Consider the following 24,320-nt stretch of genomic DNA (forward strand, 5'->3'; position numbering starts at 1 on the left):
AGTAGCTGAGTTTCTGTTGAAAACTTTGTTTCAAAATTCACACATTTATAAATTGTTTTATTTTTCCTATTAATTAGCAGGAATTTTTTGATTTGGCAATTAAATATCATAAGATATATGAAATATTTTGCTTGAGAAGGAGGGATGCACCGGTCAGGGAAGTGCCAGGGTTCTAAACGTCATTTATACTATGTTCAAAGGAGGTTAAGTTGTATGGAAAACAGTAACGGCGCCAATGGTTCGCAAAAATTTCCTTTGTGGCTGCAAATTCTGGTGGGCCTGGTTATCGGTATTGGCATCGGTTTCTTGTGGCCAAAATTTGGCGCACAGCTGCAGCCTTTAGGCACGGCCTTTATTAAAGCCATAAAAATGATTGTCATGCCGCTCGTCTTTTCGGCAGTTACCCTCGGCATTTATAAGATGGGGTCGGACATCAAGCAGCTGGGACGTCTTGGTATCCTGGCTTTTATTTGGTTTTATGTGGCAACCGGTTTGGCCATTGTTCTTGGCATCGTATTGAACGCCATTTTCCACCCAGGTGCTGGCGTGGCGTTGCAGGCTACCGGCAAAATTCCGGCGAACCTAGCTACGTCTATCAACTGGGCCCAATTCTTCCTAGACATTATTCCTGACAACGTGGTCAATGCCATTGCCAACCAGAAGATTATTCCCACCCTGTTTTTCTCGATTTGCTTTGGTCTGTGCCTGGCCAGTATTGGTGAAAAAGGCAAGCCTATCGTGCATATACTGGAAGGCCTCTTGGAAGCAATGTTTAAACTGACTAAAGGCGTTGTTGCCACAGCCCCCATTGCCGTCGCCGGCATTATGGCCTGGGTGTTCGCTACCCAAGGCGGCAAAGTACTTCTGGCCATGGCCAAATTGATCGGTACCCTCTATATCGGCCTGGCTATTGTGATGGTTATCTTCTGGATCATTGTCTATTTCCTAGGCCTCAACCCCTTTGCTACTACTAAGAAAGTTATGGAACCGCTGTTGCTGGCCTTTACGACCTGCTCGTCTGAGGTAACACTCCCTGTTCACATGGAAATTCTGGAGCGTGCTGGCATTCCCAATAAGATTGTATCCTTTGTTCTGCCGCTGGGTTACAGCTTTAACCTGGACGGCGCCGCCCTCTATCAGTCCCTTGCGGTGTGCTTCCTGGCTGAAGCCTATGGGGTTCCGCTAGACTCGGCTTCTTTATTAACTATTCTGGTCACGACTCTCATTGCTAACAAGGGTACGGCGAACGTACCGGCCGCTTCGCTGGTCGTGCTGGCCGTCATCCTGACTTCTATCGGCTTGCCGGTGGAGGCCATCGCCATTCTCGCCGGCGTCGACCGGTTTATGGACATGGGTCGCACTACTGTAAACGTGTTCGGCAATACTATCGCAGCTATTCTGTTGCACAGATTCGGCGGCGCTGCAGCCGTAGAAGATACCAATACCGGCGTCAGCGCTTAATTGATAAAAGAAAGAGAAAGCTCCCAGGTCAGGGAGCTTTCTTATTTTTGGTGGCATTTTGATTTACGTTAGCGGCCGCCTTGTCCCCCTGGCTTGGCTCCGCCGGGCATCAGCATCATGCATGCGAATACAACTTCCCGAGACGGAATACTGAATATCTCAAGTCTTGTTGGTGCCATGGATATCGTAAGGGGCAGAATTCCAGCCAACGGGTGCCGAGAGGATTATCAGGACCGGGCGGCACAGGTGTCCGGTCCTCGAATTTTAAGTCAGCCGCGGCAAAGAGTGGTGTGAGGAGTATCACACTGGTCAGGTGACGCAAGTCACAGATGGTGCCGGCCGCTTAGCATACAATTAAACCAGAAGCTAAGTTGAGGTGATGAAGATGATGCCGAAAGCAGCCAACCTGCAAAAAATTCGCGAAGGTCGCCGGACCTACGCGATTACCCCCAGTGTGCCGGGAGGGTTTATAAAGCCGGCGCAGCTCCGCAAATACGCCGATATTGCCGAGAAATATGGGGCTACACTCAAAATGACGTCGGCCCAGCGCATGATGATCATTGGCCTGAAAGCGGAAGATGTCGACAAGGTATGGGAAGAACTGGGCGTCAATCCGGCGCTGTCTTACGCTAACTGTGTGCGGAGCGTAAAGATGTGCCCTGGCAGCGCGTTTTGCAAGCGCGGCCTGGATGACTCAATCAAACTGGGTATGGAGTTGGACCGGCGCTATCATAAACAGGAGATGCCTTCACGTTTGAAAATTGGGGTAGCCGGCTGTCCTAACTCCTGCTCGGAAGTGCATATCAAAGATATCGGCGTGTTCGCTACCGAAACGGGCTGGACGGTAGTAGTAGGCGGCTCTTGCGGGCGCGAACCGCGTTTGGCCGATAAATTGGCGGAAAATCTTACCTATGACGAAGTGCTGAAATTGGTAGAAATCGTGATTGATTACTATAAGAAAAACGCTGATATTGAACGGCTTGGCCAAATGATTGACCGCATTGGCTTTGAAAAATTCCGCGCCGACGTGCTGGCTCTATTCCAAGGAACGAAGGAAGCCAATGCCCAACCGGCTGTCGCGGCCAACCAAGTCGCGGCCAGCGAAAAAGAACCGGCGCCTGTTCAGCCAGGCAAAATAACCAAAGACAGCATTATTGGCCAAGTTATCCGCGACAACCCTCGGACTATTGCTGTTTTCCGCGCTCATGGCATGGGCTGCCTCGGTTGCCCGTCGGCAAGCGGGGAAAGCGTCGAAAAGGCCGCGGGTATTCACGGGATTGACTTGGAAGAACTGTTGTCCGAATTGAATAAAGTGTAAGAGGCAAAAGCCGCCGGCAGTTCCGGCGGCTTTTGTCCGGTTGAAAGCAGTCACGGCAATCCATACTAAAAATGATTATGCCAAAGCGATGCAAATATTTACTTTGTTTGACATTATGTGCCATAATGATGCTTGATGTTATTTAAGGAGGAGTTTTCCATGATGCGTTCTTTTCGCGATGTTCTGCAGGCAGCGCAGCAGGGGCGTCCATCCCGGATTGCCGTTGCCGTCGCCGAAGATGAAGATGTGCTCTTGGCGCTGGCCGAGGCTTACCGGCATGGACTGGCCCAGGCCGCTCTAGTTGGTGACCGGGACAAAATCAAAGCGGCTGCCGGCAGGGCGGGGATTGAGCTTAGCGGGTTTGACATTGTCCATGAGCCGGATGCCAAGGCAGCGGCCAGGCAGGCTGTGGCGCTTGTCAGTTCGGGCCAAGCTCAGTTGGTAATGAAAGGACTCATTAGTACGGCCGACATTCTGCGGGCGGTGCTGGATAAAGAGATAGGACTGCGTACCGGCCGGGTGCTATCGCATGTAGCGGTTATGGAGATTGACGGTTACGACCGCTTAATGCTTCTCACTGATGCGGCTATGAATATCGCGCCCGATGTTAACCAGAAGGCGCAAATCGTGCAAAATGCCGTCATTGTTGCAAAGGCGCTCGGTATAAAGCAGCCCAAGGTGGCGCCTTTGGCCGCGGTCGAAGTGGTCAATCCTGACATGCCGGCTACCTTGGACGCGGCGATCCTGGCCAAAATGGCTGACCGCGGTCAGATCAAAGGCTGTGTGATTGACGGTCCCCTGGCCCTGGATAACGCGGTATCGCTCGAGGCGGCCCGACATAAGGGCATCGTCAGCCCGGTGGCAGGAATGGCCGACATTCTATTGGCCCCCAATATTGAAACCGGTAATGCCCTTTATAAATCGGTCGTATATTTCGCCAAGGCCCAAATAGGAGGCATCATTGCCGGCGCCAAAGCTCCCGTTATTCTCACTTCCCGGGCGGACAGCCCACAAGCCAAACTAAACTCCATCGCTCTCGGTGTTATTGTCTCTCAGCTCGGTTAAGCTTGAAAGGCTTATGCATTTTGTGGCATAAGCCTTTTGTCATCAATGCTTGGATTAACGGACGAAAGTAGGATGGGCTACAGTGAACGGCTAACGGGGTAACTTTGTGCGACGACAAGGAGAGCGACGGTCTAGCTGTGTGTAAATCGTGCCCCATGAATGAAGAATTTTTGTGCCGGCAAGAGGTATATGCCAGGTAAAACCGAATACAATTTGCTGAGTAGAGATCACCTCCTGCGCGAAGAAGGGAACCTTAAAACTTGCTGGTCCTAAAGCTGGCAGGTAAGATTTTGTTAATACTACATATCTTACAGTTGGTAACTTATGATACTGGAATAGAACGATAATAGATGACCTTTAACGGGGTGGTTTGGTGATTATCGGTATCGGCATAGACATTGTGGAGATTGACCGCATTGCGGCTGCCATTGCGCGCGATACTTTTGTGCGGCGAATTTTTACGCCCGGCGAGCAGGTGTATTGTGAGGGGCGGGGGCGGCAGCGGGCCGCTTCGTATGGCGCCCGGTTTGCCGGTAAAGAGGCGCTGCTTAAAGCATTGGGAACCGGCCTGTCCGGCGGGCGCTGGCAGGACATTGAGATTTTGCCTGATACGAAAGGGCGCCCCCAGGTACGGCTTACGGGCAGTTTTGCGCAAATCGCCGCCGCACAGGGGGTTGAACGTATTTATATTACTTTGACCCATGCTCGCCAGTATGCGGCGGCGCAGGTCATTTTGTGGGGAGGCGAAAACAAATGAAAATAGCAACCGCGGCCGAAATGCGGGGGATCGACAAAGCGGCCATTGAATATTTCGGGATACCGGGCCTTGTTCTCATGGAAGACGCTGGGGCCGCCCTCGCCCGCCAGGTGGCGTCTATCCTCACGGATGCAGCCAACAAGAGAGTATGTGTTTTTGCTGGCAAAGGCAATAATGGCGGCGACGGTTTTGTCGCCGCCCGCCATCTTGCCAGCTTGGGGGCCAAAGTAAAAGTTTTCTTGGTATTTGACGAGGGTGATATGGCCGGCGATGCCCAGGTCAATCTGAATATCATCAAGAAGATGGGGATTGATGTGCTGCCGCTGGCTGGCGACCGTGATTGGGATATGGCGCGGGTGGCGGCAACGTTTGCCGACTGTATTATTGACGCCATGCTGGGGACGGGGTTTAGCGGCGCTATCCAGGGCAATATGGCCCGGGCTGTCGAGCTCGTTAACAGCGCCGGTAAACCGGTTGTGGCGGCCGACATTCCTTCCGGTGTTCATGCCGATACCGGCCGGGTCGGCACAGTGGCGGTCAGGGCGGATTATACCGTTACCTTTGGTCTGCCCAAACCGGGGCTGCTGCTATATCCGGGGGCGGAATACACCGGCCGGCTAGTGGTAGCTGACATCACTATCCCGGCCGCGCTGCTGGCCGCCGATACCATTCGCCAAAACGCCATCACGGCTCAGCAAAGCGAAGCAGCTGCTGCCGCGCCGGCATCCGGCGGCGCATAAAGGAATGAACGGCCATGTAGCCATTGTGGCGCGGGTCAGAGGCCTATACCGGCGCAGCGGCCCTGGCGGCGACGGGGGCGCTCCGCGCCGGCGCCGGCCTGGTAACACTGGGCGTTGCCGCGAGTCTGCTGAGTCTCATGCAAATGAAACTAACCGAGATTATGACGCGGCCGCTGCCGGAAATTGTCGGCGGCGCTATTGGCATGAAGGCGGTGCCCTATATTGATGATCTGGCGGCTCGCTGTGACGTGCTGGCTATCGGTCCAGGCCTGGGCCGAGCGGAAGAAACAATGGCGGCAGTGCGGGAAGTGGTCAGAAACTGTGATAAGCCGCTGGTCATCGATGCGGACGGATTGAATGCCCTTGTCGGGCATACGGATATTTTACGCGATACTGCTGCTTTGGCGGTACTGACGCCACATCCTGGCGAGATGGGTCGGCTCTTCGGCCTTACACCCGCGCAGGTCAACCAGGACCGTATTGGTGTGGCGCGGCAGGCGGCACATAGTTGGGGGGCGATTGTGGTCCTCAAGGGGGCGCCGACGGTGGTGGCTTTCCCTGATGGAGAAGTGTATGTCAATACAAGTGGCAATGCCGGTATGGCCACAGGTGGTACCGGCGATGTGCTGACCGGAGTGATTGCTGCCCTTATTGCCCAAGGCTTGTCCAGTCATGACGCCGCTATCGCCGGTGTGTATCTCCACGGCCTGGCCGGCGATATTGCCGCGCGCGCCGGCCAGGTTGGCATGGCGGCCGGCGATGTGGCTCGGGCGCTGCCGGCAGCTTATGCCGGCTTGCTGGAAGAATGAGAAGCTTGTCGGGGCAGGAGCTTTATGTTATAACTAGCTATGGCGATGCATAATTGATAACCCTAGGACATATTTTATATATAAAAAGTTGACACTGTATATAACTGTTTATATAATGAAAATATATCAACAATGTGGTACGGCGGGGGTGAGTGTGTGGCCGACTTAAAGCGTATCATGATTAGTATCCCGAACAGCCTTCTGCAGGAAGTGGACGGCATCATCGCCATGGAGAAGTTAAGCCGTAGCCAATTTGTTCGGGAAGCTATGCGCCTATATATCGAGGAACGGAAACGTAAGACGGTACGCGATATGATGAAGAAGGGATATCAGGAGATGGCCATAATCAATCTGGCGTTAGCTGAAGAAGGATTAGTCGCCGATGCTGAAGCCTACGATTTGATGCCCACCTTGCTGACGGAGCGTGAATAGTTCATGATTGTAAAGCGTGGGGATATTTACTATGCTAATCTCAGCCCGGTAGTTGGCTCAGAGCAGGGTGGACACCGTCCGGTGCTAATCATCCAGAATGATGTTGGCAATAAATATAGTCCGACCGTCATTGTAGCGGCCATTACTTCCCAGATTTCTAAGGCCAAACTGCCCACGCATGTAGAAATTAGCGCCAAACAATTTAGCCTTGATAAAGATAGTGTTGTCCTGCTGGAACAGTTGCGCACCATTGACAAGCGACGGTTGAAGGAAAAAGTTACACATCTCAGCGAAGACATTATGGTCAAAGTGGATGAAGCAATCCGTATTAGCTTGGGATTGGTTCAATTATAATGGGAAATAGGCGGGAGACTGCCTATTTTTAATTTGTCTAGGCGAGGAGGAGATATATGGGGAAAATTTGGCGGTGGCGCAGGCTGCTGGCGGTTTGCCTGGCCATATTGCTGGTGATCGCAGCCGGGTGCGGCGGCCAGGGGAAAACGGCGGTTGAGCCGCAAAAGGCGTCTGGCCAGTCGACGGCGGGAACGGTCACGGTTAAGGTGCTTGATGTGGGGCAGGGGGACGCGATTCTCATCCGTACCGGCGGCCAGACGGTACTCATTGACACCGGCGACGTTCCGGCCCGCGAGCAATTGGTTAAGTACATAAAAAATGAAGGCATTACTGTTATCGACAAACTGATTATAACCCACCCCCATGCTGATCATCTCGGGGGCGCGGCGGCCATTTTTAACAACTTTACGGTAAGGCAGGTCTATGACAGCGGCCAGACTACGACGAGCGGTTTATACCGCCAGTACCTCGAGACAGTCCAGAAAAAGAATATTCCGTTTAGCGTGCTGACAGCCGGCCAGATGGTCGACATTGGCGGCGGCGCGCTACTCAAGGCCTTGGCGCCGGAAAAACCATATATTCAAGGTACCGAATCCGACTTAAACAATAACTCCATTGTTGTCAAACTGGTTTATGGGAATTTTTCCATGCTGCTAACCGGCGATGCCGAAAAAGAAGCGGAGGAGCGCATGCTGAAAAGTGGCAGCGCCGAACTGAAGAGTACCATCCTTAAGAGCGCCCATCACGGCAGCAGCAGTTCATCCACTCCTGCCTTCCTGGCGGCGGTGGCGCCAGAGGCGGTCATTATCTCGGTCGGGGCCAACAATGACTACCATCACCCCCATCCCAGCACATTAAAAAAATATAATGAGCGCAAGCTGAAAATTTACCGTACCGACAAAGACGGCACGGTAACGGTGACTACCGATGGAAAAGGTTATACCATTAGCAAGGAGAAAGGATAACATGCAGCTTAGAGCGGTGATTGACCGCTTTGAAGACGAAAAGGCGGTACTCTTAGTCGGCGATGAGGAGGAGCAGGTATTATGGCCGCGCTGCCTGCTACCGGCTGGCGCCAGGGAGGGCGATATTCTTACCATGGCGTTGGCCGTGGACGGCGACGCCACCCGTGCGGCCCGGGAAGAGGCGGAAACCATACTGCGGCGCTTGCTGGGCCAAGAGTAAAAACCGGGAACCGATGGTATTCCCGGTTTTTATGTTCGTTACCGTCTGGCGGGTGCGCGCACCTGTCTATGAAAAAAGATCGACTGGTCAGTCGAAAACCAATGTTTTCCGACAAAAGTCCTGCAGGATTTTGTTGCTGAGAGCGCGAACCTACCTACTAGGTGTCGCTATTTGGAGGTGATATCTTTGCGCCGGACTATTCTGGCCGTGTTTCTTTGTCTGTTGCTGCTGATGCCGGCGGCATTTGCCGGTCCAAATCCGGTGACGGTAACGCCTGAGCCGAAACCGGCCGCCCAAATTCCTGTCGTCAGGCCGGAACCGGCGGCAGGAAAACAGGAACTCCCCTTGAAGCAGGAAATCACCAATATTCGCTGGGCGACCCATGAAGATGCCCTTACTGGTCAAAGCAAGCTCCGCCTGGTATTGGATGTGTCCGGCCCAGTGCGCGTTGAGGCAGAAGCCGAGGCTGCGCCAACGCCACGGTTGGTAGTGAACATTAAAGGCGCCATACCTGGCAAAGTTAAGGACGAGCTATCTTTTGGCGGCAAAATTGCTGACAGGGTCGAACTAGTTGCCACCGGTCTTGATTCCAGCCGGTTAATCGTTGACGTGCCCTTAATGCTGGAAGACAATGATTATCGGGTGTTTACCCTTCCTAGCGACCCTAAGTTTAACCGGCCTTTCCGCGTAGTAGTTGACGTGAATAAAAAGGTTCCGCCTGTCGACTATAAGTTTAGCCCTGGTCTGAAAAACAAAGTTATCGCTATCGATCCCGGCCATGGCGGCAGTGATCCAGGGGCTATTGGGTTGGGCAAGACCCAGGAAAAGGTTATTACCCTGGCAGTGGCCAAGCAGGTGCAGGCTTTGCTGGAAAAAGCCGGCGCCAAAGTACTAATGACCCGGCAGGATGATCGGGACGTATTTGGACCGAATGCTACGGCCGTGGAAGAACTTAAGGCGCGGACAAGCATTGCCAACAATAAGAAAGCCGACGTTTTCGTAAGCATCCACATCAATTCTTTTACTAACAGCGCCGCCGGCGGCACCGCGACTTATTATTATCAAAAAACGCCTTACGATATGTTGCTTGCCCAGAACTTGCAGAGCGCGCTGCTAGAGGCAGGCGGCCTGCAGGATCGCGGAGCTAATCCCGCTAACTTCTATGTTATCAAGCGCACCATCATGCCGGCGGCATTAGTGGAGCTGGCTTTCATCAGCAACCCGGAGGAGGAAAAACTGCTCAATACGCCGCAGTTTCAGCAAAAAATGGCCCAGGGAATTGTCCAAGGGTTGAACCGGTTTTTCACCCAGGCGGCGAAATTAGGAGGTGAGCGGTGATGTCCCGCAAAGCGGTCCCTCTCTTCCTGATCCTGCTTCTCTTTGCCCTGCTTACTATTGGCTGTGCTACCAGCACACCGGCTACGGTTCAGCCGCCTAATCCACCACCCAAAACAAGTGAAGCGACGGAAACGCCAGCGCCGCCAGCGCAGGAGACGATGCGGCTCACCGTATATCACGCCACGAAAGATGCCATGCACCTTGTCCCTGAGGTTCATGTTGTCCCCAAGAACAACCATCCGGCGCAAACGGCAGTGGAACTGTTGCTCGCCGATCCGAAGTCGCGGGATTTGGTGCGCGTGCTGCCGCCGGGAACCAAGGTCCGTAGTCTTACGATTAAAGATCATATCGCTTACGTGGATTTTAATGACAAGCTAATCAAGAACAATGGGGGCGGATCGGCTACCGAGCTGCTGACCGTAGGCGCCATTGTCAATACGCTGACCGAGTTTCCCGAAATTGAGAAAGTGCAAATTTTAGTCGAAGGGCAGAAGGTGGAAACGCTTAGCGGGCATATGGATGTGAGTCACCCGCTCAGCCGGTCGGAGAAGATTATTAAAAAGCCTTGATCAAAGAAAGACCAACCTCAGGCAGGGTTGGTCTTGTTTTTGTGTTATCCTGGCGTTCTACCTTTCGTCCCCGTCATTTACATACAGACGGGGGACACGGCCGCTTATGCCGCAGACCAGCTCGTAGTTAATCGTTCCCGCTAATTCAGCCAGTTCGGTGACGGTAATTTCGGCGTCACCCTGGCGACCGAACAGGACAGCTTCGTCGCCGACAGCCGCATCGCAAACAGGTCCTAAATCGACAATGGTTTGATCCATACAGATACGCCCCACGACAGGGCGGCGTTTACCGCCGATCAGTACACAGGCTTTGTTGGAGAGGTGGCGGCTGTAGCCGTCGGCGTAACCGACTGGGAGAGTGGCGAGAAAGGTGGCTTGCGGTGTTACGTATGTGCAGCCATAACTGACGGCGAAGCCGGCCGGTACTTCTTTGATATAGACAATGCGGGTTTTGAATTCCATGGCTGGCCGGAGGTCGAGCGATTGGTGCATTTCCAGTGATGGCGGCAGGCCGTAAATAGCGATGCCGGGTCTAACGGTATTGAAATGGCCGTCGACGATGTCGATAACGGTGGCACTGTTGGCGGCGGAAATATAGGGTAGCAAAATACCGGCGGCCGCGGCCTGGTCAAGAATAGCGGTAAAGGCGGCCAACTGACGGCGAGCGTAGCTTTTATCCGCGGCATCGGCCGTTGCCAGGTGCGTAAATAGGCCGCGCAGTTCAATCTCGGGCATGGCAGCCGCGGCGGTGAGAAAGGGGAGCAGCTTGTCAGACGTAAGGCCGATGCGTCCCATACCGGTATCGGCTTTAACCATAACGCGGGCCCGTTTGCCGGCGCACCGTGCGGCGTGAGCCAGTGCCTTTAGGCCGTCCTCTGTGCATACTGTGGCGGTAAGGTCATATTCTACCAGCACGGAGGCCTGTTCGGGCAAAGTAAGACCAAGGACCAGAATGGGCACGGTGAAGCCGGCATCCCGAAGCTCAACTCCTTCTTCCGGCAGAGCGACGGCCAGGCTGTCGGCGCCGGCGGCGAGGGCCGCCCGACTGACAGGAATGGCGCCGTGTCCGTAGGCGTTGGCTTTCACCACGGCTGTTAAGCGGGTAGAGGGTTTAAGCCGCCGCCTGATTTGGATTATGTTATGACGAATTGCCCCAAGGTCGACTTGAACATGCGTTGGTCGCACAGTAGCACCTTCTTTTACGATTTCGGCAGCGCCGGAAAGGGCTGCCAATTTGGTTTTTGCCAGCCTGCTGGATAAATCCTTTCGGCGATACAACTTTTTTTTGCTCTGTGGCATAATAGCAATGCAGGAAATACTTGTATGCAGCCCGAAAAGGTAGTCAAAAGCCGATATGTGGTGGTGCTTATGGACTTAAAAGAAATTGGCGAGTTTGGTTTGATAGATTTAATTCAGACCGACGCTATTCAGGAGCCGGGAACCGTTGTGGTCGGCATTGGTGACGACGCTGCCGTGCTGCTGCCCACGCCCCGCCAACTGCAGCTTTTAACCGCCGATATGCTGGTAGAAGGAGTACATTTCGATTTGGGCCGGACAACGGCCTGGCAGCTCGGCTATAAAGCTATCGCCGTTAACCTGAGCGATATCGCGGCCATGGGCGGCGTGCCGCGCCATGCTGTTATTTCCCTGGCTCTGCCCCGGCAAATACCGGTAGAGTTTGTCGTCAACCTTTACCAGGGCATGAAGGAAATCTGCCGCGAGTTTCGCGTCAACATAGTCGGCGGTGACACGGTAGCAAGCCCGCACGGCCTGATTATTAATGTCGCGGTCATGGGAGAAGTAGAGCCGACCCAGCTTGTCCGCCGCTCCGGGGCGCAAGTCGGCGACATGGTAGCCGTGACTGGCGTGCTCGGCAGTTCCGCCGCCGGTCTCGATTTGCTTAGCCTTGACAATTGGGCGGAGTACGATTTTGCCTGGCCGCTCGTAACGGCCCATCTCACTCCCCGCCCGCAGGTCAAAGCCGGCCAACTGCTGGGGCTCTATGGCGCGACCAGCATGGACGATATCAGTGATGGGTTGGCCAGTGAGGCCCACGAAATTGCCAAGGCTAGCAAGGTAGGCCTGCGCATTGAGGCCAAGCTGGTACCGCTGGCCCCTGAACTTAAACAGGCGGCTGCCATGCTCGGGAAGGAACCGTTGGATTATGCCCTGTACGGGGGGGAAGACTACCAGTTAGTTTTTACGATTGGCCGGGAAAAATTGCAGGCGTTGTCTGCAGTTGACTTTGGCGTGCCGCTGACTGTTATTGGGGAGGTTACCGAAGCGGCTGACGGCGTAAAACTGGTAATGGACGATGGCGTCGAGCAGGAACTGGCGCCACGGGGGTACAACCATTTCCGTTAGGGAGGACGAAAAATGTTAGTATATAAAACTTTTACGCCGGACGAAACGGAAGCGTTAGGCGGAAAACTGGCAGAGCTATTAGCGCCGGGCGACATTGTTTGCCTGTCTGGCGACCTCGGGGCCGGTAAGACGTTATTCGTACAAGGAGTCGCCGCCGGGTTGGGCGCTGATGTCAATGACGTTACCAGTCCAACCTTTACGATTATGAACGTCTATGCGGCCCGTATCCCGGTTTATCACTTTGACTTGTACCGTTTGGAAAATGCCGCGGCGCTGGTTGATATCGGGTTTGAAGAGTATCTGGGCGGCGATGGCGTGGCGCTTATCGAATGGGCCGATAAATTTCCGGCGGCGCTTCCCGCGCAGTACCTGGATATTCGCTTTACTGCCGGCGAAGGGCCTACCGAGCGAATAATAACGATGATACCGCAGGGGCCGCGCTATTTACAAATGAGCGAGGAGTTGAAAGAGCGTGCCGATACTGGCTTTAGATACTGCGACCCTAGTGTCTAGCGTGGCCTTGGCAACCGATGACCGCCTAATAGCCGAGCTAACGCTCCAGACCCGCAAGACTCATTCCGAGCGGCTGATGCCCCATATCGCCGAACTTCTGCGCATGAGCGACCTGACAAAGGACCAAATCAAGGCTGTGGCCGTCAGCATCGGACCAGGATCGTTCACCGGGCTGCGCATTGGGTTGGCTACGGCGAAAGCGCTTGCTTACGCCTGGAATGTGCCGCTGGTTGGCGTGCCCACCCTGGCGGCTTTGGCCTACTGTTGTCCGCTGCCGGGTCTTGTGCTGTCACCGCTGTTAGACGCTCAAAAAGGGAATATGTACAATGCGCTATATCGCTGGGAGCAGGGCGTACTTAAAGAAATAACGCCGGCGCGAGTGATAGCAGCCGAAGAATGCCTGGCGGAGCTGGCAACGCGCCCCGAACCGGTGGTACTCCTCGGCGAAGGGGCTCAGCAATACCGCGATAAGGCAGAAGTAATCGGCGGTAGCCTGGTGATTGCCCCGCCACATATCATCATCACACGGGCCGGCAGTGTGGCGCTATTGGCGCAAGAAATGCTGCGGCAAGGGGTACGGCATGACGTCATGAAGCTTGAACCTTATTATATTAGGCGTTCTGAAGCGGAAGAACTGTGGGAGCGCCGTCACGGAGTCTGTGGATGAGCAGACGAAAATGGGTCATACGGCCAATGACGGCCGACGATATTGATGCCGTACTTGAAGTCGAGCGGGCTTCTTTTACCACGCCATGGTCACGGGCAGCGTTTGCGGCCGAAGTAGCGGATAATGACTTAGCCTACTACCTGGTAGGCGAAGCGGACGGCGCCGTGGTCGGCTATGCCGGGGTGTGGATTATTTTGGATGAAGCTCATGTTACTAACATTGCCGTTTTGCCGGCCTATCGCGGCCAGGGCCTTGGTGAACAATTGCTAACTGCTTTGATGGCTTATGCGAAAAAGCGGGGGGCTTTAAGTATGACGCTTGAGGTGCGCGTTTCCAATGAAGGCGCGCAGCGCCTGTACCGGCGGCTGGGGTTTATGCCGCGCGGCATCCGCAAGCAGTATTATAGCGATACTAAGGAAGATGCCTTAATCATGTGGAAAGAAGGCCTTTGAAAAAAAATCAGGCCACTTGCGTGGCCGACGGGTGATTGTGCCTTATACCATATGCTGACAAGGTATTAAGTGTGACAAAACAAACAGGGGGGCGGCGGCCGCCCGTTTTTTTCAGTTTTCACCTGGTTGACATTTAAAAAACTAATAGCGCAAATGGAGTGGGTTATCTTGGCAGTATTGACTTTGGCTTTGGAAACGAGCTGTGATGAAACCTCCGCGGCGGTCGTGGCCGACGGACGCATTATTCTTTCCAACATTATCTCCTCGCAGGTGCCGCTACACCAGAAATATGGCGGCGTAGTACCGGAAATCGCGTCACGCAAACATATTGAAACCGTAATGCCCGTGGTGCATGAGGCGCTTACCGCCGCCGGTGCGACGCCAGGGGACATAAACGTGGTGGGCGTTACCTACGGTCCCGGCCTGGTTGGCGCTCTCCTGGTCGGCGTGGCCGCCGCTAAAGCGCTGGCCTTCGCGCTGGACATCCCGCTGGTCGGCGTCAATCATTTGGAAGGCCATATCTTCGCTAATTTTTTAGCTCATCCTGACCTCGAGCCGCCGTTTGTAGCGCTGATCGTGTCAGGTGGGCACACTTCGCTTGTTTACGTCCGGGACTATAATGATTTTGTGTTACTAGGACAAACGCGCGATGACGCGGCCGGCGAAGCCTTTGACAAAGTGGCACGGGTGATGGGCTTACCCTATCCGGGCGGCCCTCATATCGACCGTCTTGCGGCTCAGGGTGACCCTTCGGCTATTGCCTTTCCCCGCGCTCTAACCGGCGAAAATTATGAATTTAGCTTTAGCGGCCTAAAATCAGCAGTGCTTAATTATCTCAACAGTGCCAAACAGCGCGGCTTCGCGGTGAATGCCGCCGATGTGGCTGCCAGTTTTCAGGCGGCCGTGGTAGAAGTATTGGTGGAGAAGACGCTCCGCGCGGCCGAAAGCTGCCGCACCGGCGTTATTGTTTTAGCTGGGGGGGTAGCCGCCAACAGCCGGCTACAGGCCGAATTGGGCCGGCGGACCGCCGCCGCCGGCCTAAGGCTTTTTTTTCCGCCGCCGGTCCTGTGCACCGATAATGCGGCGATGATTGCCTGCCGCGCCTACTATAAGCATATTGCCGGCCGTTATGCCGATTTACATCTTAATGCCGTGCCGGCATTGAAATTAGGACAATGAAAACTGTGGAAAAGTATTCTACTCATAAATGTGGACAATGTTGATAACTTTGCCCCAGAGAGAAAAAAACTGATGGAATAGCTGTGGATATCAATGTGGATAATGTGGATAACCAGGGGATAACCTTTGGAAATAAACCGGGAAAATATGAACTGGGACGGCAGGAATTTTAGCTAGCCACGCTGAATAAACTTAAATTTATAAATTCGCTGGGGGTAATAAGGTGCCATGGGAATGGTCAGTGAAATTTGCCGCAAGATAACCGTCTTGGATGCTGACCAAATTGCCGTCTTGGAACGGGCTGGCAGCGTCCTTGGATTGGCCAGCGACCTGGCTTACGCCCAGGTAACGGTCTATACCTGGGCTCGCGATGCCAATTACCTGGTGATTGTGGCCCAGGCCAAGCCTAATACCTGCCTGATCCGGTACAAACCCAACCTGCTGGGTGCGACCGTGCTTGCCGTGGAAGAACCGCTTGTTTGGCGCACGCTTACTTCCGGCGAGAGTATTTCTGGCGAGCGGGAATGGGCGCTGGGCGCGGACGTGTTGGATATGCGTACTTTTCCCCTGCGCGACGATGCCGGCAAGATAATTGCGGCGGTAAGCTTTGAAAGCAGCGCCGAGGAGACGGCGGCGGGAACCACCAGCGCCTTAATCGAGACAGCCTACCTCTTGCTTACGGCTGCGCCAGCCCCGGTCGCCAGCGACGGCTACCGCCCCTTGTCAGCGCGAGACGGTATTATCATTGCTGATGAGCGTGGCCGAATTATTTTCGCCAATGCCGCCGCTGGCAGTATATATAAGGTATTAGGCGTAGGAAGGCTAATCGGCCGCCGTATTTATGACCGGCTCATTAATCTCCGTGTCGCCCAACAGGCAGCGGCTACCGGCAAGCTTTGCGAAACGGAACTTGAAATCAGCAATATGGTTATCGTGCAACGGGCTATTCCTATCATACACGGCGGCGAGGTTTTACGAATCATCGTCATTGTTGCTGATGTTACCGAACTAAAGAAAAAAGAAAAAGAACTGCTCATTAAATCGGCCGTTATTCAGGAAATCCACCATCGGGTGAAGAATAACCTGCAGACTATTGCCAGCCTGCTCCGGCTGCAGGCGCGGCGTACACCTTCGGCAGCCGTCAAGGCCGCTTTGCGCGAAAGTGTAAATCGTATTTTGAGTATTTCCGTGGTCCATGAATTTCTGTCCCAGCAGGACACGGAAGTTATTGACATTGCGGAAGTGACTAAGAATATTCTGGATTTAGTCATTCAGAATATGCTGGAGCCTGATTTTAATATCCAGACCGTTTTCAATGCTCAACAGGTTGTTCTGGCATCCGAACAGGCGACCAGTCTGGCCTTGGTCATTAACGAACTCATTCAAAACGCCCTGGAACATGGGTTTGTCGGGCGGCGTGAGGGGCTAATCGGCGTGGACATCGCCGCCCGGGATGACAGTTATCAAATAGAAATATATGATAACGGTATTGGTCTTCCGCCCGGGTTTAATGTGCAAACTACCGGCAGTCTGGGATTGCAGATTGTTCGCACCTTAGTGGAGACCGACCTCGGCGGTACCTTTCAATTATTTTCCAATAACGGGACCCATGCCCGGATTACGATACCGAGGATGAGGGAGGAAGGATTATGATGCAACCTTTGCGCATCGTTATTGCCGACAATGAATCCATTATTCGAATGGATCTGCGCGAATTGCTCGAAGAAGCCGGGCACACTGTCGTCGGGGAGGCGGCTGATGGGTTGAAAGCCGTGGAACTTGTGCGCAAACACCGTCCCGACCTGGTAATTATGGACATCAAGATGCCGGAAATGGACGGCATTTCGGCGGCCAAAATTATTTCCAACGAAAAACTTGCACCGGTGCTGCTCCTTACTGCCTACAGCCAGAAGGAAATTGTCGAAAAGGCCAAGGAATCAGGCGTACTTGCTTACTTAGTCAAGCCGATAAAAGAAACTAATTTATTTCCGGCAATGGAGATTGCCCTATCCCGGTTTCAGGAATTTATGGAACTGGAGCGGGAACTGGAAGAAGTTAAAAACTCGCTCGAGACCCGCAAAGTTCTTGACCGGGCCAAAGGTATTCTCATGGACGCTTATAATCTGACCGAGAGCGAGGCGTACCGCCGGATTCAGCAATATAGCATGAGCAAACGCAAATCTATTCGCGAAGTGGCCCAAGCCATTGTGGAAGCGGCCACGCGTAAACGCTAAACTGCCCTGGTATAGCGGGCAGTTTTTTGTATAAATTAGGCAGACATGGAAAAACTAACAGGGGCAAAAAATAGCTTGCAGCAAATTTTTTTTGCAAAAATAACGTTTTTTACCTTTAGGGCTCTTGATTTTTCCAATGGTTTTATATATTATAATTTATGGAATTAGCACTCGCGATTAGTGAGTGCTAACAAAATAGGGTCAAAAAAATAATATTACATAAAGGAGGGTATTTATATGATCAAGCCGTTAGGCGACAGAGTAGTCATTAAGGCACTGGAAAGGGAAGAAAAAACCAAGAGCGGCATTCTGCTGCCCGACACTGCGAAGGAGAAGCCCCAGGAAGGCAAAGTTATCGCCGTTGGTACCGGTAAAATGCTGGAAAACGGTACCCGTGTTCCGCTGGACGTTAAAGAGGGCGATAAGGTCATCTTCTCCAAATATGCCGGTACGGAAGTTAAAATCGACGGTGAAGAGTACCTCATTCTGAGCGAAAGAGATATTCTGGCCATCGTACAATAATCTAAAAAATAATTTTTTACGGGAGGTATATATATGGCAAAGCAAATGCTGTTTGACGAAGAAGCACGTCGTGCGCTTGAGAAAGGCGTAAACGCTCTGGCTAACGCCGTGAAAGTAACGCTCGGACCCAAAGGCCGCAACGTTGTTCTCGATAAAAAATTTGGCGCTCCGACGATTACCAATGACGGTGTGACGATTGCCCGTGACATCGAACTGGAAGATCCCTTTGAAAACATGGGCGCCCAACTGGTGAAAGAAGTTGCCACCAAGACTAACGATGTAGCCGGTGACGGCACCACTACCGCTACGCTGCTGGCGCAAGCGATGATTCGTGAAGGTATGCGCAACGTGGCTGCCGGTGCCAATCCGATGATCCTCAAGAAGGGTATCGAAAAGGCCGTTAACGCTCTGGTTGAGGAAATTAAGAAAACAGCCGTAAAAGTGGAAAGCAAAGAAGCTATTGCCCAAGTTGCTTCGATTTCGGCTGCTGACGAAGAAATCGGCAAGCTCATTGCCGAAGCCATGGAAAAAGTGGGCAAAGACGGTGTCATCACTGTTGAAGAGTCCAAAACCATGGGCACCGACCTCGAAGTTGTGGAAGGCATGCAGTTCGACCGTGGCTACATCTCTCCGTACATGATTACCGATGCTGACAAGATGGAAGCCGTCCTGAACGATCCGTACATCCTCATCACTGACCGGAAAATCGGCGCTGTTGCCGACCTGCTGCCCACCCTCGAAAAAGTGGTTCAGTCTGGCAAAGAACTGCTCATCATTGCCGAAGATGTCGAAGGCGAAGCGCTGGCTACGCTCGTTGTTAACAAATTGCGCGGCACCTTCCGGGCTGTTGCCGTTAAAGCTCCCGGCTTTGGCGATCGCCGTAAGGCCATGCTCGAAGACATTGCTATCCTTACCGGCGGTACCGTCATCAGCGAAGAACTGGGCCGCAAACTGGACAGCGTGCAGCTCAGCGACCTTGGCCGCGCCCGTCAGGTTCGCGTATCCAAAGAAGAAACCACTATTGTTGACGGCCATGGTTCTGCCGAAGAAATCAAAAAGCGTGTTAACCAAATCAAGGCTCAAATCGAAGAAACTACTTCCGACTTTGACCGTGAAAAGCTGCAAGAGCGTCTTGCCAAACTGGCTGGCGGCGTAGCCGTTATCCATGTTGGCGCTGCTACCGAAGTAGAGCTCAAAGAGAAAAAGCATCGCATCGAAGATGCCCTCAACGCAACTCGTGCAGCGGTGGAAGAAGGCATTGTGCCTGGCGGTGGCACTACCTTCATCGACATTCAGCATGTTCTGGACAACATCCAAGCTACGGGCGACGAAAAGACCGGTGTCGAAATCGTCAAGCGCGCCATCGAGGAACCGGTTCGTCAAATCGCCAACAACGCTGGTCTGGAAGGCTCCGTTGTGGTTGAAAACGTTAAGAAAGCCGGCAAAGGTATTGGCTTCAATGCCCTGACCGAAGAATATGTCGACATGATTAAAGCTGGTATCGTCGACCCGGCGAAAGTTACCCGTTCCGCGCTCCAAAACGCTGCCAGCATCGCAGCCATGGTGCTTACTACTGAGTGCCTGGTTGCCGACAAGCCGGAAAAAGAAAATCCGGCAGGCGCTGGAGCCGGCATGGGCGGCATGGGCGGCATGATGTAAAATTTTAGGCCGAGTCCGGAGGCAACCGAAAGGTTGCCTCTTTTTTCGTGTCCGAAAAGCCGATATAATGGAGTTGGTTTCTGGGTAATGCCGTCGATGTTTGTATGCAGGGGGTAAAACCGTGGAGTATAAAGTTACCCGGCAGGGGCGACTGCCGGCCTGTCGGCTCAGTGAAAGCATGCTACGTGAGGTGTGGACCGTTTTTCATGCTGACGAGGGCCTTAAATGGGAGGCAGTTATCGGCGTTGGCGGTGATCTGCTGGGCAAAGACCAGCAGCGGCCCCAGCAAACGGTAACGGAGTGGGACAAACTTATTAGCTTGCTTCGCTCGCTGCCGCGGTTAGACGCGCTGACCATTACCTTTGAGGTGCCTGACAGAGGCGCGCTGGCCATAGCCTTTAAAAACTACCCGCCTGTCGGCGGCTCGATCGTAGCCGCCGGCCATGAAGCGGCCTGGGTGGAAGCAAGAATGGCCGCTGTCATGGCAATAGTGAACCGTCATGGCGAACCATTTACCACCCGGCTGTATTCACAGCTTGGTTTTAGCGTTATTCAGACCGCTATTCCGCTGACGGCTGCTTTTATTTTCATCGTTGTGGCGGCCGGTCTTGTTATTCCCCGGGAAATCAGGCAGAGCGACGAATATCTGTGGTGGATTACGGCGGCCACGGTTGTTGCCACCCTGCGGCTGGCCTACACATTTTCAGACCGGCTGATTATGGCGGCGCTTAGGCGTTATCCCTATATCCGTTGGGCCGATAAGACGGAATAAGCATTACCATCATATTTCGCCTCCTTGCCGCATACATATCACTGTAGCGGGAGGAGGGAGAAACCATGATAGTTGACTTACGGCGGTTTATGGGGCACCGGCACTTGTTTTTTGGAATTATCGGCATTTTCGCCATTAGTACCCTCTACGTTCAGGCCGCTAATATTATTGCCGGCGGCCCCATCGCCATTGCTGGGACAAATACCGATCATAAAGTTGTCGCATTGACTTTCGACCATTCGTGGGGTAATAAATTCACGCCGTCCATTCTGGACACATTAAAACGCCACAACCTGAAAGTGACCTTTTTCATTATGGGACCATGGGCGAAGAAGTATCCCGAAGTTGCCCAGCGGATGGTGGCTGACGGCCATGAAATAGCGAGTCACGGCTACCGTCATGAAAACTACGGCGATATGACGACCGAATGGGTAAAAGAAGACATTCTGAAAGCCCATGCGCTAATTAAGGAAGTAACAGGGGTTGACCCGACGCTGATCCGTCCGCCCAATGGCCACTATAGCCAGCGGTCGCTCAAGGCAGCGGACGAATTAGGCTATAAGACCATTATTTGGAACGTGGACTCGCTGGATTGGAAAAACCCTGGCCGGGACGTAATTATCGAGCGGGTCATGAAGCGGTTAAAGCCGGGGGCGATTATCTTGATGCACGCGTCCGATACGCCGGTACAGACTGCCGAGGCGCTGCCCATCCTGCTAGAGAAAATTAAGGCCGAAGGCTATCAAATTGTCACCGTAAGTGAGCTTTTAAGCAAATACAGTGAAAAGGGAATTCAGCGGCACTAACTCTGTGCAGCCTGCTTTGGCAGGCTTTGTTTTTTGAGGGCAGGAAATAAACAGCCAAGCGCGAAGTACAATAAATCGCATAATTCTCCAGGATTATGCTGATAACTACACTCATAAGCCAAATCCGAGGTGCAGCATCATGGAAGAACTTATTGCGGCCGCTAAGGAGAAAGTTTTGCGCGGCGACCGCCTAAACTTTAGTGAGGCTTTGGCCTTGTATCGGCAGGACGACCTCCTATTATTGGGTCAGCTTGCTCGGACGGTAAAGGAGCGCAAATCCGGCCGTTATGTTTATTTTAACGTCAATCGCCATATAAATTTGACCAATATTTGCGTTGCCCGCTGTCCGCTCTGTGCATTCGGCCGCGGCGCCGACCATGAACAGGCGTACATCATGGAAAAAGATGAGGTGGAAGCATTGGTGCGGCAGGCGGCCACCGCTTCGCCCGACTTGACGGAAATTCACATTGTCAGCGCCTTGCACCCGGACAAGCCCTTCAGTTATTATTTGGATATTGTCCGGATGGTAAAAGAACTCTTACCTCACGTCCATATCAAAGCCTTTACAGCGGTGGAAATTGTCCATTTCGCTAAACAAGCAGGGCTGACGGTGCGGGAGGTGCTGACCCAGCTCAAGCAGGCCGGGCTGGATTCCCTGCCGGGCGGTGGCGCGGAAATTCTTGATGATGAGGTGCGGCGCGTGATTTGCCCCAATAAGGCGACCACGGCGGAATGGATCGAGGTAATTAAGACCGCTCACCGTCTGGGAATTCCCACCAACGCCACCATGCTTTACGGCCATGTCGAGACCGAAGAGCAGCGCCTGCGTCATTTGTTTACTCTGCGGGAAATCCAGGACGAGACCGGCGGCTTTCAGAGTTTTGCTCTTTTTCCCTTTCATCCGGATAACACCGGCCTGGCGCACTTAAAGCGGGCAACTGCTTGGGAAGATCTGAAAATGATTGCGCTGGCGCGCCTCGTTCTCGACAATTTCGACCATATTAAGGGTTTCTGGATGATGCTTACCTTGCCGGTAGCGCAACTGGCGTTGGCTTTCGGAGTAGATGATTTGGATGGCACGGTAGTAGAAGAAAAAATCATCCATGCTGCTGGGGCGAAAACTGCTGCCGGCATTACGAAAAATGCCATTATTCGCCTGGTGCGTGAGACTGGTTATGTGGCAGTGGAGCGGGATACGTTCTACCGGCCGCTGGCCGTTTATGACGGGGAGTCAGCATGAGAGAGCCGCGTTTAGGGCATATTCACTTTATTAATTGCCTGCCGCTAACCTATGCTTTTGCTACCGGCGGCTATGGCCAGGGGCTTACCATTGTCCGGGATGTGCCCGCCCGGCTCAACAGTATGGTGACTGCCGGTGAATTGGACGTCAGTCCGGTATCGTCAATTGTTTATGCCCAGCAGCCAGACAAGCTGCGTATCCTCCCCGATGTGTCCATCAGCGCCGAGGGGGCGCTGCAAAGCATCTTGCTTGTCGCCAAGCGGCCAATCAGCGCGCTTGACGGGCAGGCGGTGGCGCTTACGGCCAAATCGGCTACTTCGCACCGGATGCTGAAAATTATCTTGGCTAAGGCTTATCATATTGCGCCGCGTTATTTTATCAGCCCGCTAACACTGGCCGAGGGGGTACTCCAGCAAGCCGAGGCAGTATTGTTTATCGGTGATGACGCCCTGGAAGCTTTTCACCATCGCCACCCTGACTACTGGTATTATGACCTGGGGGATGAATGGCGCAAACTGACAGGACAAGGCATGGTCTATGCCCTGTGGGTGGTTAATGCCGATTTTGCGGCCAAGCGGCCCGCGGCATTACAGCAGATTTACCGGACAGTGACTGGGGGTTTCGCGTACGGTTTGGCGCACCTGCGCCTGGCGGCCAGGATGATGGCCAGCCGGACCCCCTTTACGGCCGAACAAATTTACGAATACATAAACCTTTTAAATTATGGATTTACCGAACGTCACCGGCAGGCCCTGCTTACCTATTATGGCCTGGCCTATGATTTGGGCTTAATCGCCCGCATTCCCGAACTTCGATTTGCGGAGGTAATACTGTGAGCGCTCCTTTGACGCCAGCGGAAGGCCTGGACCTTCTGGCCCACGGCGACATTTTGGCCCTGGGACGGGCGGCGGACGGCGTTCGCCAACGCCTGCACCCAGGCAACATCGTTACCTTTATCATTGACCGCAATATTAACTATACCAATGTCTGTCAGAGTGAATGCCGGTTTTGCGCCTTCTACCGCCGCGCCGGCCATCCGCAGGCTTATCTTTTGGATAATGAAACCATTTTGGCCAAAGTACGGGAGACGCTGGACGCGGGTGGTACGCAGATCATGCTGCAGGGCGGACTGCATCCCGACTTGGGGCTCGAATATTATACCAATCTGTTGACGCTAATTAAAAAGCATTACGCCATTACCATTCACTCTTTTTCGCCGGCGGAAGTTCTGCATATGGCGCGGCAGTCAGGCCTGCCGGTAGCCGAGGTGCTCCGGCGGTTACAGGCTGCCGGGCTGGATTCTCTGCCGGGCGGAGGGGCGGAAATTTTGGTCGATGCCGTGCGGCGGCGGGTCAGTCCGCAAAAAATCAGCGCGAGCGAATGGCTGATGGTCATGCGGGAGGCGCACCGGGCCGGCCTTGCCACAACAGCCACCATGGTTATCGGTATGGGGGAAACTTACCAGCAGCGCATTGAGCACTTTGAAAAGGTGCGCCGTCTCCAGGCGGAAACGGGTGGCTTTCGCGCCTTTATTATGTGGTCGTATCAGCCCGGCAACACCGCTCTCGGCGGGGAAAAGACTTCGGCTTGGGATTATCTGCGCACATTGGCGGTGGCCCGGCTGTATCTGGATAATTTCCGACATATCCAAGGCTCCTGGGTGACGCAGGGGCAGGAAATCGGTCAGTTGACGCTGGCCTTTGGCGCTAATGATTTGGGCAGTATTATGCTAGAAGAAAACGTGGTCAAAGCGGCAGGGACGTCGCATGAAATGTCCCGCGAGAAAATGATTGCTCTTATCCGGGCGGCCGGGCGCAGACCCGCCCAGCGCGATACCGCGTACAACATTCTGCAAGTATTTGACTCGTGAGGGAGGGTAAGGGA

At 53.5% G+C, this 24,320-nt stretch carries 27 protein-coding genes; 26 read left to right on the plus strand and 1 reads right to left on the minus strand.

The features are described 5' to 3' along the window. The first annotated feature begins 213 nt into the window (after positions 1–213). The 12 genes from TCARDRAFT_RS11095 to TCARDRAFT_RS11145 all read left to right on the plus strand — a co-directional run bounded on the left by TCARDRAFT_RS11095 (position 214) and on the right by TCARDRAFT_RS11145 (position 10,028). Positions 214–1,461 (plus strand): dicarboxylate/amino acid:cation symporter, encoded by a 1,248-nt coding sequence (locus TCARDRAFT_RS11095; protein ID WP_007290083.1) that lies wholly within the window; start codon positions 214–216, stop codon positions 1,459–1,461. 385 nt (positions 1,462–1,846) lie between these two features. After that, the gene (locus tag TCARDRAFT_RS11100; protein WP_007290084.1) at positions 1,847–2,779 is read left to right on the plus strand and encodes a DUF1858 domain-containing protein; all 933 of its coding nucleotides are present in this window, start codon (positions 1,847–1,849) and stop codon (positions 2,777–2,779) included. Positions 2,780–2,938: 159 nt separating this feature from the next. Further along, positions 2,939–3,844: a phosphate butyryltransferase gene (ptb, locus tag TCARDRAFT_RS11105; protein ID WP_007290085.1), complete on the plus strand. Its 906-nt coding sequence runs from the start codon at positions 2,939–2,941 to the stop codon at positions 3,842–3,844. Positions 3,845–4,217: 373 nt separating this feature from the next. Continuing rightward, the gene (locus TCARDRAFT_RS11110; RefSeq protein ID WP_007290086.1) at positions 4,218–4,601 is read left to right on the plus strand and encodes a holo-ACP synthase; all 384 of its coding nucleotides are present in this window, start codon (positions 4,218–4,220) and stop codon (positions 4,599–4,601) included. After that, positions 4,598–5,341 (plus strand): NAD(P)H-hydrate epimerase, encoded by a 744-nt coding sequence (locus TCARDRAFT_RS16045; protein WP_007290087.1) that lies wholly within the window; start codon positions 4,598–4,600, stop codon positions 5,339–5,341. The genes TCARDRAFT_RS11110 and TCARDRAFT_RS16045 overlap by 4 nt, the downstream gene beginning before the upstream one ends. Before the next feature lie 23 nt (positions 5,342–5,364). After that, a complete protein-coding gene (locus tag TCARDRAFT_RS16050; protein ID WP_007290088.1) occupies positions 5,365–6,150 on the plus strand; it encodes an NAD(P)H-hydrate dehydratase in 786 nt (261 codons plus the stop codon). A 156-nt stretch (positions 6,151–6,306) separates the two neighbouring features. Continuing rightward, positions 6,307–6,582, plus strand: a complete 276-nt coding sequence (locus TCARDRAFT_RS11120) for a CopG family ribbon-helix-helix protein (protein WP_007290089.1) — start codon at positions 6,307–6,309, stop codon at positions 6,580–6,582. 3 nt (positions 6,583–6,585) lie between these two features. Then, positions 6,586–6,936: a type II toxin-antitoxin system PemK/MazF family toxin gene (locus TCARDRAFT_RS11125; RefSeq protein ID WP_007290090.1), complete on the plus strand. Its 351-nt coding sequence runs from the start codon at positions 6,586–6,588 to the stop codon at positions 6,934–6,936. A 56-nt stretch (positions 6,937–6,992) separates the two neighbouring features. Beyond that, positions 6,993–7,901, plus strand: coding sequence for a ComEC/Rec2 family competence protein (locus TCARDRAFT_RS11130; RefSeq protein ID WP_007290091.1), 909 nt, complete (start codon positions 6,993–6,995; stop codon positions 7,899–7,901). Position 7,902: 1 nt separating this feature from the next. Beyond that, positions 7,903–8,121 carry a DUF3006 domain-containing protein gene (locus TCARDRAFT_RS11135; protein ID WP_040683361.1) on the plus strand — a complete coding sequence of 73 codons (219 nt, stop codon included), beginning with the start codon at positions 7,903–7,905 and terminating at the stop codon, positions 8,119–8,121. Between the two features lie 177 nt (positions 8,122–8,298). Then, the gene (locus TCARDRAFT_RS11140) at positions 8,299–9,459 is read left to right on the plus strand and encodes an N-acetylmuramoyl-L-alanine amidase family protein (RefSeq protein ID WP_408643052.1); all 1,161 of its coding nucleotides are present in this window, start codon (positions 8,299–8,301) and stop codon (positions 9,457–9,459) included. Next, positions 9,459–10,028, plus strand: coding sequence for a GerMN domain-containing protein (locus TCARDRAFT_RS11145; protein WP_007290094.1), 570 nt, complete (start codon positions 9,459–9,461; stop codon positions 10,026–10,028). Before TCARDRAFT_RS11140 ends, TCARDRAFT_RS11145 begins: the two co-directional genes overlap by 1 nt. A 57-nt stretch (positions 10,029–10,085) precedes the next feature. Here the strand turns inward: TCARDRAFT_RS11145 and alr are convergent, their stop codons facing one another. After that, positions 10,086–11,327, minus strand: coding sequence for an alanine racemase (gene alr / locus TCARDRAFT_RS11150; RefSeq protein ID WP_007290095.1), 1,242 nt, complete (start codon positions 11,325–11,327; stop codon positions 10,086–10,088). A 24-nt stretch (positions 11,328–11,351) separates the two neighbouring features. Here alr and thiL point away from each other — a divergent pair, with 24 nt between their 5' ends. From thiL to mqnC, 14 genes are all read left to right on the plus strand, one after another. After that, a complete protein-coding gene (gene thiL, locus TCARDRAFT_RS11155; protein ID WP_007290096.1) occupies positions 11,352–12,392 on the plus strand; it encodes a thiamine-phosphate kinase in 1,041 nt (346 codons plus the stop codon). A gap of 12 nt (positions 12,393–12,404) precedes the next feature. After that, a complete protein-coding gene (gene tsaE / locus TCARDRAFT_RS11160) occupies positions 12,405–12,905 on the plus strand; it encodes a tRNA (adenosine(37)-N6)-threonylcarbamoyltransferase complex ATPase subunit type 1 TsaE (protein ID WP_007290097.1) in 501 nt (166 codons plus the stop codon). Beyond that, positions 12,865–13,572 carry a tRNA (adenosine(37)-N6)-threonylcarbamoyltransferase complex dimerization subunit type 1 TsaB gene (gene tsaB, locus TCARDRAFT_RS11165; RefSeq protein WP_007290098.1) on the plus strand — a complete coding sequence of 236 codons (708 nt, stop codon included), beginning with the start codon at positions 12,865–12,867 and terminating at the stop codon, positions 13,570–13,572. Before tsaE ends, tsaB begins: the two co-directional genes overlap by 41 nt. Beyond that, the gene (gene rimI, locus TCARDRAFT_RS11170; RefSeq protein ID WP_007290099.1) at positions 13,569–14,024 is read left to right on the plus strand and encodes a ribosomal protein S18-alanine N-acetyltransferase; all 456 of its coding nucleotides are present in this window, start codon (positions 13,569–13,571) and stop codon (positions 14,022–14,024) included. Before tsaB ends, rimI begins: the two co-directional genes overlap by 4 nt. A gap of 153 nt (positions 14,025–14,177) precedes the next feature. Further along, a complete protein-coding gene (gene tsaD / locus TCARDRAFT_RS11175; RefSeq protein WP_040683369.1) occupies positions 14,178–15,203 on the plus strand; it encodes a tRNA (adenosine(37)-N6)-threonylcarbamoyltransferase complex transferase subunit TsaD in 1,026 nt (341 codons plus the stop codon). A gap of 234 nt (positions 15,204–15,437) precedes the next feature. Then, entirely contained in the window at positions 15,438–16,856 is a 1,419-nt protein-coding gene (locus TCARDRAFT_RS11180) for a sensor histidine kinase (RefSeq protein ID WP_232199127.1), read from the plus strand. Next, positions 16,856–17,437 carry an ANTAR domain-containing response regulator gene (locus tag TCARDRAFT_RS11185; RefSeq protein ID WP_040683370.1) on the plus strand — a complete coding sequence of 194 codons (582 nt, stop codon included), beginning with the start codon at positions 16,856–16,858 and terminating at the stop codon, positions 17,435–17,437. Before TCARDRAFT_RS11180 ends, TCARDRAFT_RS11185 begins: the two co-directional genes overlap by 1 nt. Positions 17,438–17,674: 237 nt before the next feature. Further along, positions 17,675–17,959 (plus strand): co-chaperone GroES, encoded by a 285-nt coding sequence (groES, locus tag TCARDRAFT_RS11190; RefSeq protein ID WP_007290103.1) that lies wholly within the window; start codon positions 17,675–17,677, stop codon positions 17,957–17,959. A 33-nt stretch (positions 17,960–17,992) separates the two neighbouring features. Continuing rightward, positions 17,993–19,618, plus strand: coding sequence for a chaperonin GroEL (gene groL, locus TCARDRAFT_RS11195; RefSeq protein ID WP_007290104.1), 1,626 nt, complete (start codon positions 17,993–17,995; stop codon positions 19,616–19,618). A 121-nt stretch (positions 19,619–19,739) separates the two neighbouring features. Continuing rightward, positions 19,740–20,390: a hypothetical protein gene (locus TCARDRAFT_RS11200; RefSeq protein ID WP_007290105.1), complete on the plus strand. Its 651-nt coding sequence runs from the start codon at positions 19,740–19,742 to the stop codon at positions 20,388–20,390. Positions 20,391–20,455: 65 nt separating this feature from the next. Continuing rightward, entirely contained in the window at positions 20,456–21,196 is a 741-nt protein-coding gene (gene pdaB, locus TCARDRAFT_RS11205; RefSeq protein WP_007290106.1) for a polysaccharide deacetylase family sporulation protein PdaB, read from the plus strand. 139 nt (positions 21,197–21,335) lie between these two features. Then, the gene (gene mqnE / locus TCARDRAFT_RS11210) at positions 21,336–22,436 is read left to right on the plus strand and encodes an aminofutalosine synthase MqnE (RefSeq protein ID WP_007290107.1); all 1,101 of its coding nucleotides are present in this window, start codon (positions 21,336–21,338) and stop codon (positions 22,434–22,436) included. Next, a complete protein-coding gene (locus TCARDRAFT_RS11215; protein WP_007290108.1) occupies positions 22,433–23,272 on the plus strand; it encodes a menaquinone biosynthetic enzyme MqnA/MqnD family protein in 840 nt (279 codons plus the stop codon). Before mqnE ends, TCARDRAFT_RS11215 begins: the two co-directional genes overlap by 4 nt. Then, a complete protein-coding gene (mqnC, locus tag TCARDRAFT_RS11220; RefSeq protein ID WP_007290109.1) occupies positions 23,269–24,306 on the plus strand; it encodes a cyclic dehypoxanthinyl futalosine synthase in 1,038 nt (345 codons plus the stop codon). The genes TCARDRAFT_RS11215 and mqnC overlap by 4 nt, the downstream gene beginning before the upstream one ends. The last annotated feature ends 14 nt before the right edge of the window (positions 24,307–24,320 follow it).

It is taken from the genome of Thermosinus carboxydivorans Nor1 (assembly GCF_000169155.1).
In the GTDB taxonomy this organism is placed as follows: domain Bacteria; phylum Bacillota; class Negativicutes; order Sporomusales; family Thermosinaceae; genus Thermosinus; species Thermosinus carboxydivorans.

Excerpts from the sequence above, each read along its gene's own strand:
- rimI (WP_007290099.1), top strand. The coding sequence starts at position 13,569 with ATGAGCAGACGAAAATGGGTCATACGGCCAATGACGGCCGACGATATT.
- TCARDRAFT_RS11135 (WP_040683361.1), top strand. The coding sequence starts at position 7,903 with ATGCAGCTTAGAGCGGTGATTGACCGCTTTGAAGACGAAAAGGCGGTA.
- TCARDRAFT_RS11180 (WP_232199127.1), top strand. The coding sequence starts at position 15,438 with ATGGTCAGTGAAATTTGCCGCAAGATAACCGTCTTGGATGCTGACCAA.
- thiL (WP_007290096.1), top strand. The coding sequence starts at position 11,352 with ATGCAGCCCGAAAAGGTAGTCAAAAGCCGATATGTGGTGGTGCTTATG.
- TCARDRAFT_RS11185 (WP_040683370.1), top strand. The coding sequence starts at position 16,856 with ATGCAACCTTTGCGCATCGTTATTGCCGACAATGAATCCATTATTCGA.
- TCARDRAFT_RS11100 (WP_007290084.1), top strand. The coding sequence starts at position 1,847 with ATGATGCCGAAAGCAGCCAACCTGCAAAAAATTCGCGAAGGTCGCCGG.
- ptb (WP_007290085.1), top strand. The coding sequence starts at position 2,939 with ATGATGCGTTCTTTTCGCGATGTTCTGCAGGCAGCGCAGCAGGGGCGT.
- tsaD (WP_040683369.1), top strand. The coding sequence starts at position 14,178 with ATGGAGTGGGTTATCTTGGCAGTATTGACTTTGGCTTTGGAAACGAGC.
- TCARDRAFT_RS11125 (WP_007290090.1), top strand. The coding sequence starts at position 6,586 with ATGATTGTAAAGCGTGGGGATATTTACTATGCTAATCTCAGCCCGGTA.
- TCARDRAFT_RS11095 (WP_007290083.1), top strand. The coding sequence starts at position 214 with ATGGAAAACAGTAACGGCGCCAATGGTTCGCAAAAATTTCCTTTGTGG.
- alr (WP_007290095.1), bottom strand. The coding sequence starts at position 11,327 with ATGCCACAGAGCAAAAAAAAGTTGTATCGCCGAAAGGATTTATCCAGC.
- TCARDRAFT_RS11130 (WP_007290091.1), top strand. The coding sequence starts at position 6,993 with ATGGGGAAAATTTGGCGGTGGCGCAGGCTGCTGGCGGTTTGCCTGGCC.
- tsaE (WP_007290097.1), top strand. The coding sequence starts at position 12,405 with ATGTTAGTATATAAAACTTTTACGCCGGACGAAACGGAAGCGTTAGGC.
- TCARDRAFT_RS11145 (WP_007290094.1), top strand. The coding sequence starts at position 9,459 with ATGTCCCGCAAAGCGGTCCCTCTCTTCCTGATCCTGCTTCTCTTTGCC.
- groES (WP_007290103.1), top strand. The coding sequence starts at position 17,675 with ATGATCAAGCCGTTAGGCGACAGAGTAGTCATTAAGGCACTGGAAAGG.
- TCARDRAFT_RS11215 (WP_007290108.1), top strand. The coding sequence starts at position 22,433 with ATGAGAGAGCCGCGTTTAGGGCATATTCACTTTATTAATTGCCTGCCG.
- groL (WP_007290104.1), top strand. The coding sequence starts at position 17,993 with ATGGCAAAGCAAATGCTGTTTGACGAAGAAGCACGTCGTGCGCTTGAG.
- pdaB (WP_007290106.1), top strand. The coding sequence starts at position 20,456 with ATGATAGTTGACTTACGGCGGTTTATGGGGCACCGGCACTTGTTTTTT.
- mqnE (WP_007290107.1), top strand. The coding sequence starts at position 21,336 with ATGGAAGAACTTATTGCGGCCGCTAAGGAGAAAGTTTTGCGCGGCGAC.
- TCARDRAFT_RS16045 (WP_007290087.1), top strand. The coding sequence starts at position 4,598 with ATGAAAATAGCAACCGCGGCCGAAATGCGGGGGATCGACAAAGCGGCC.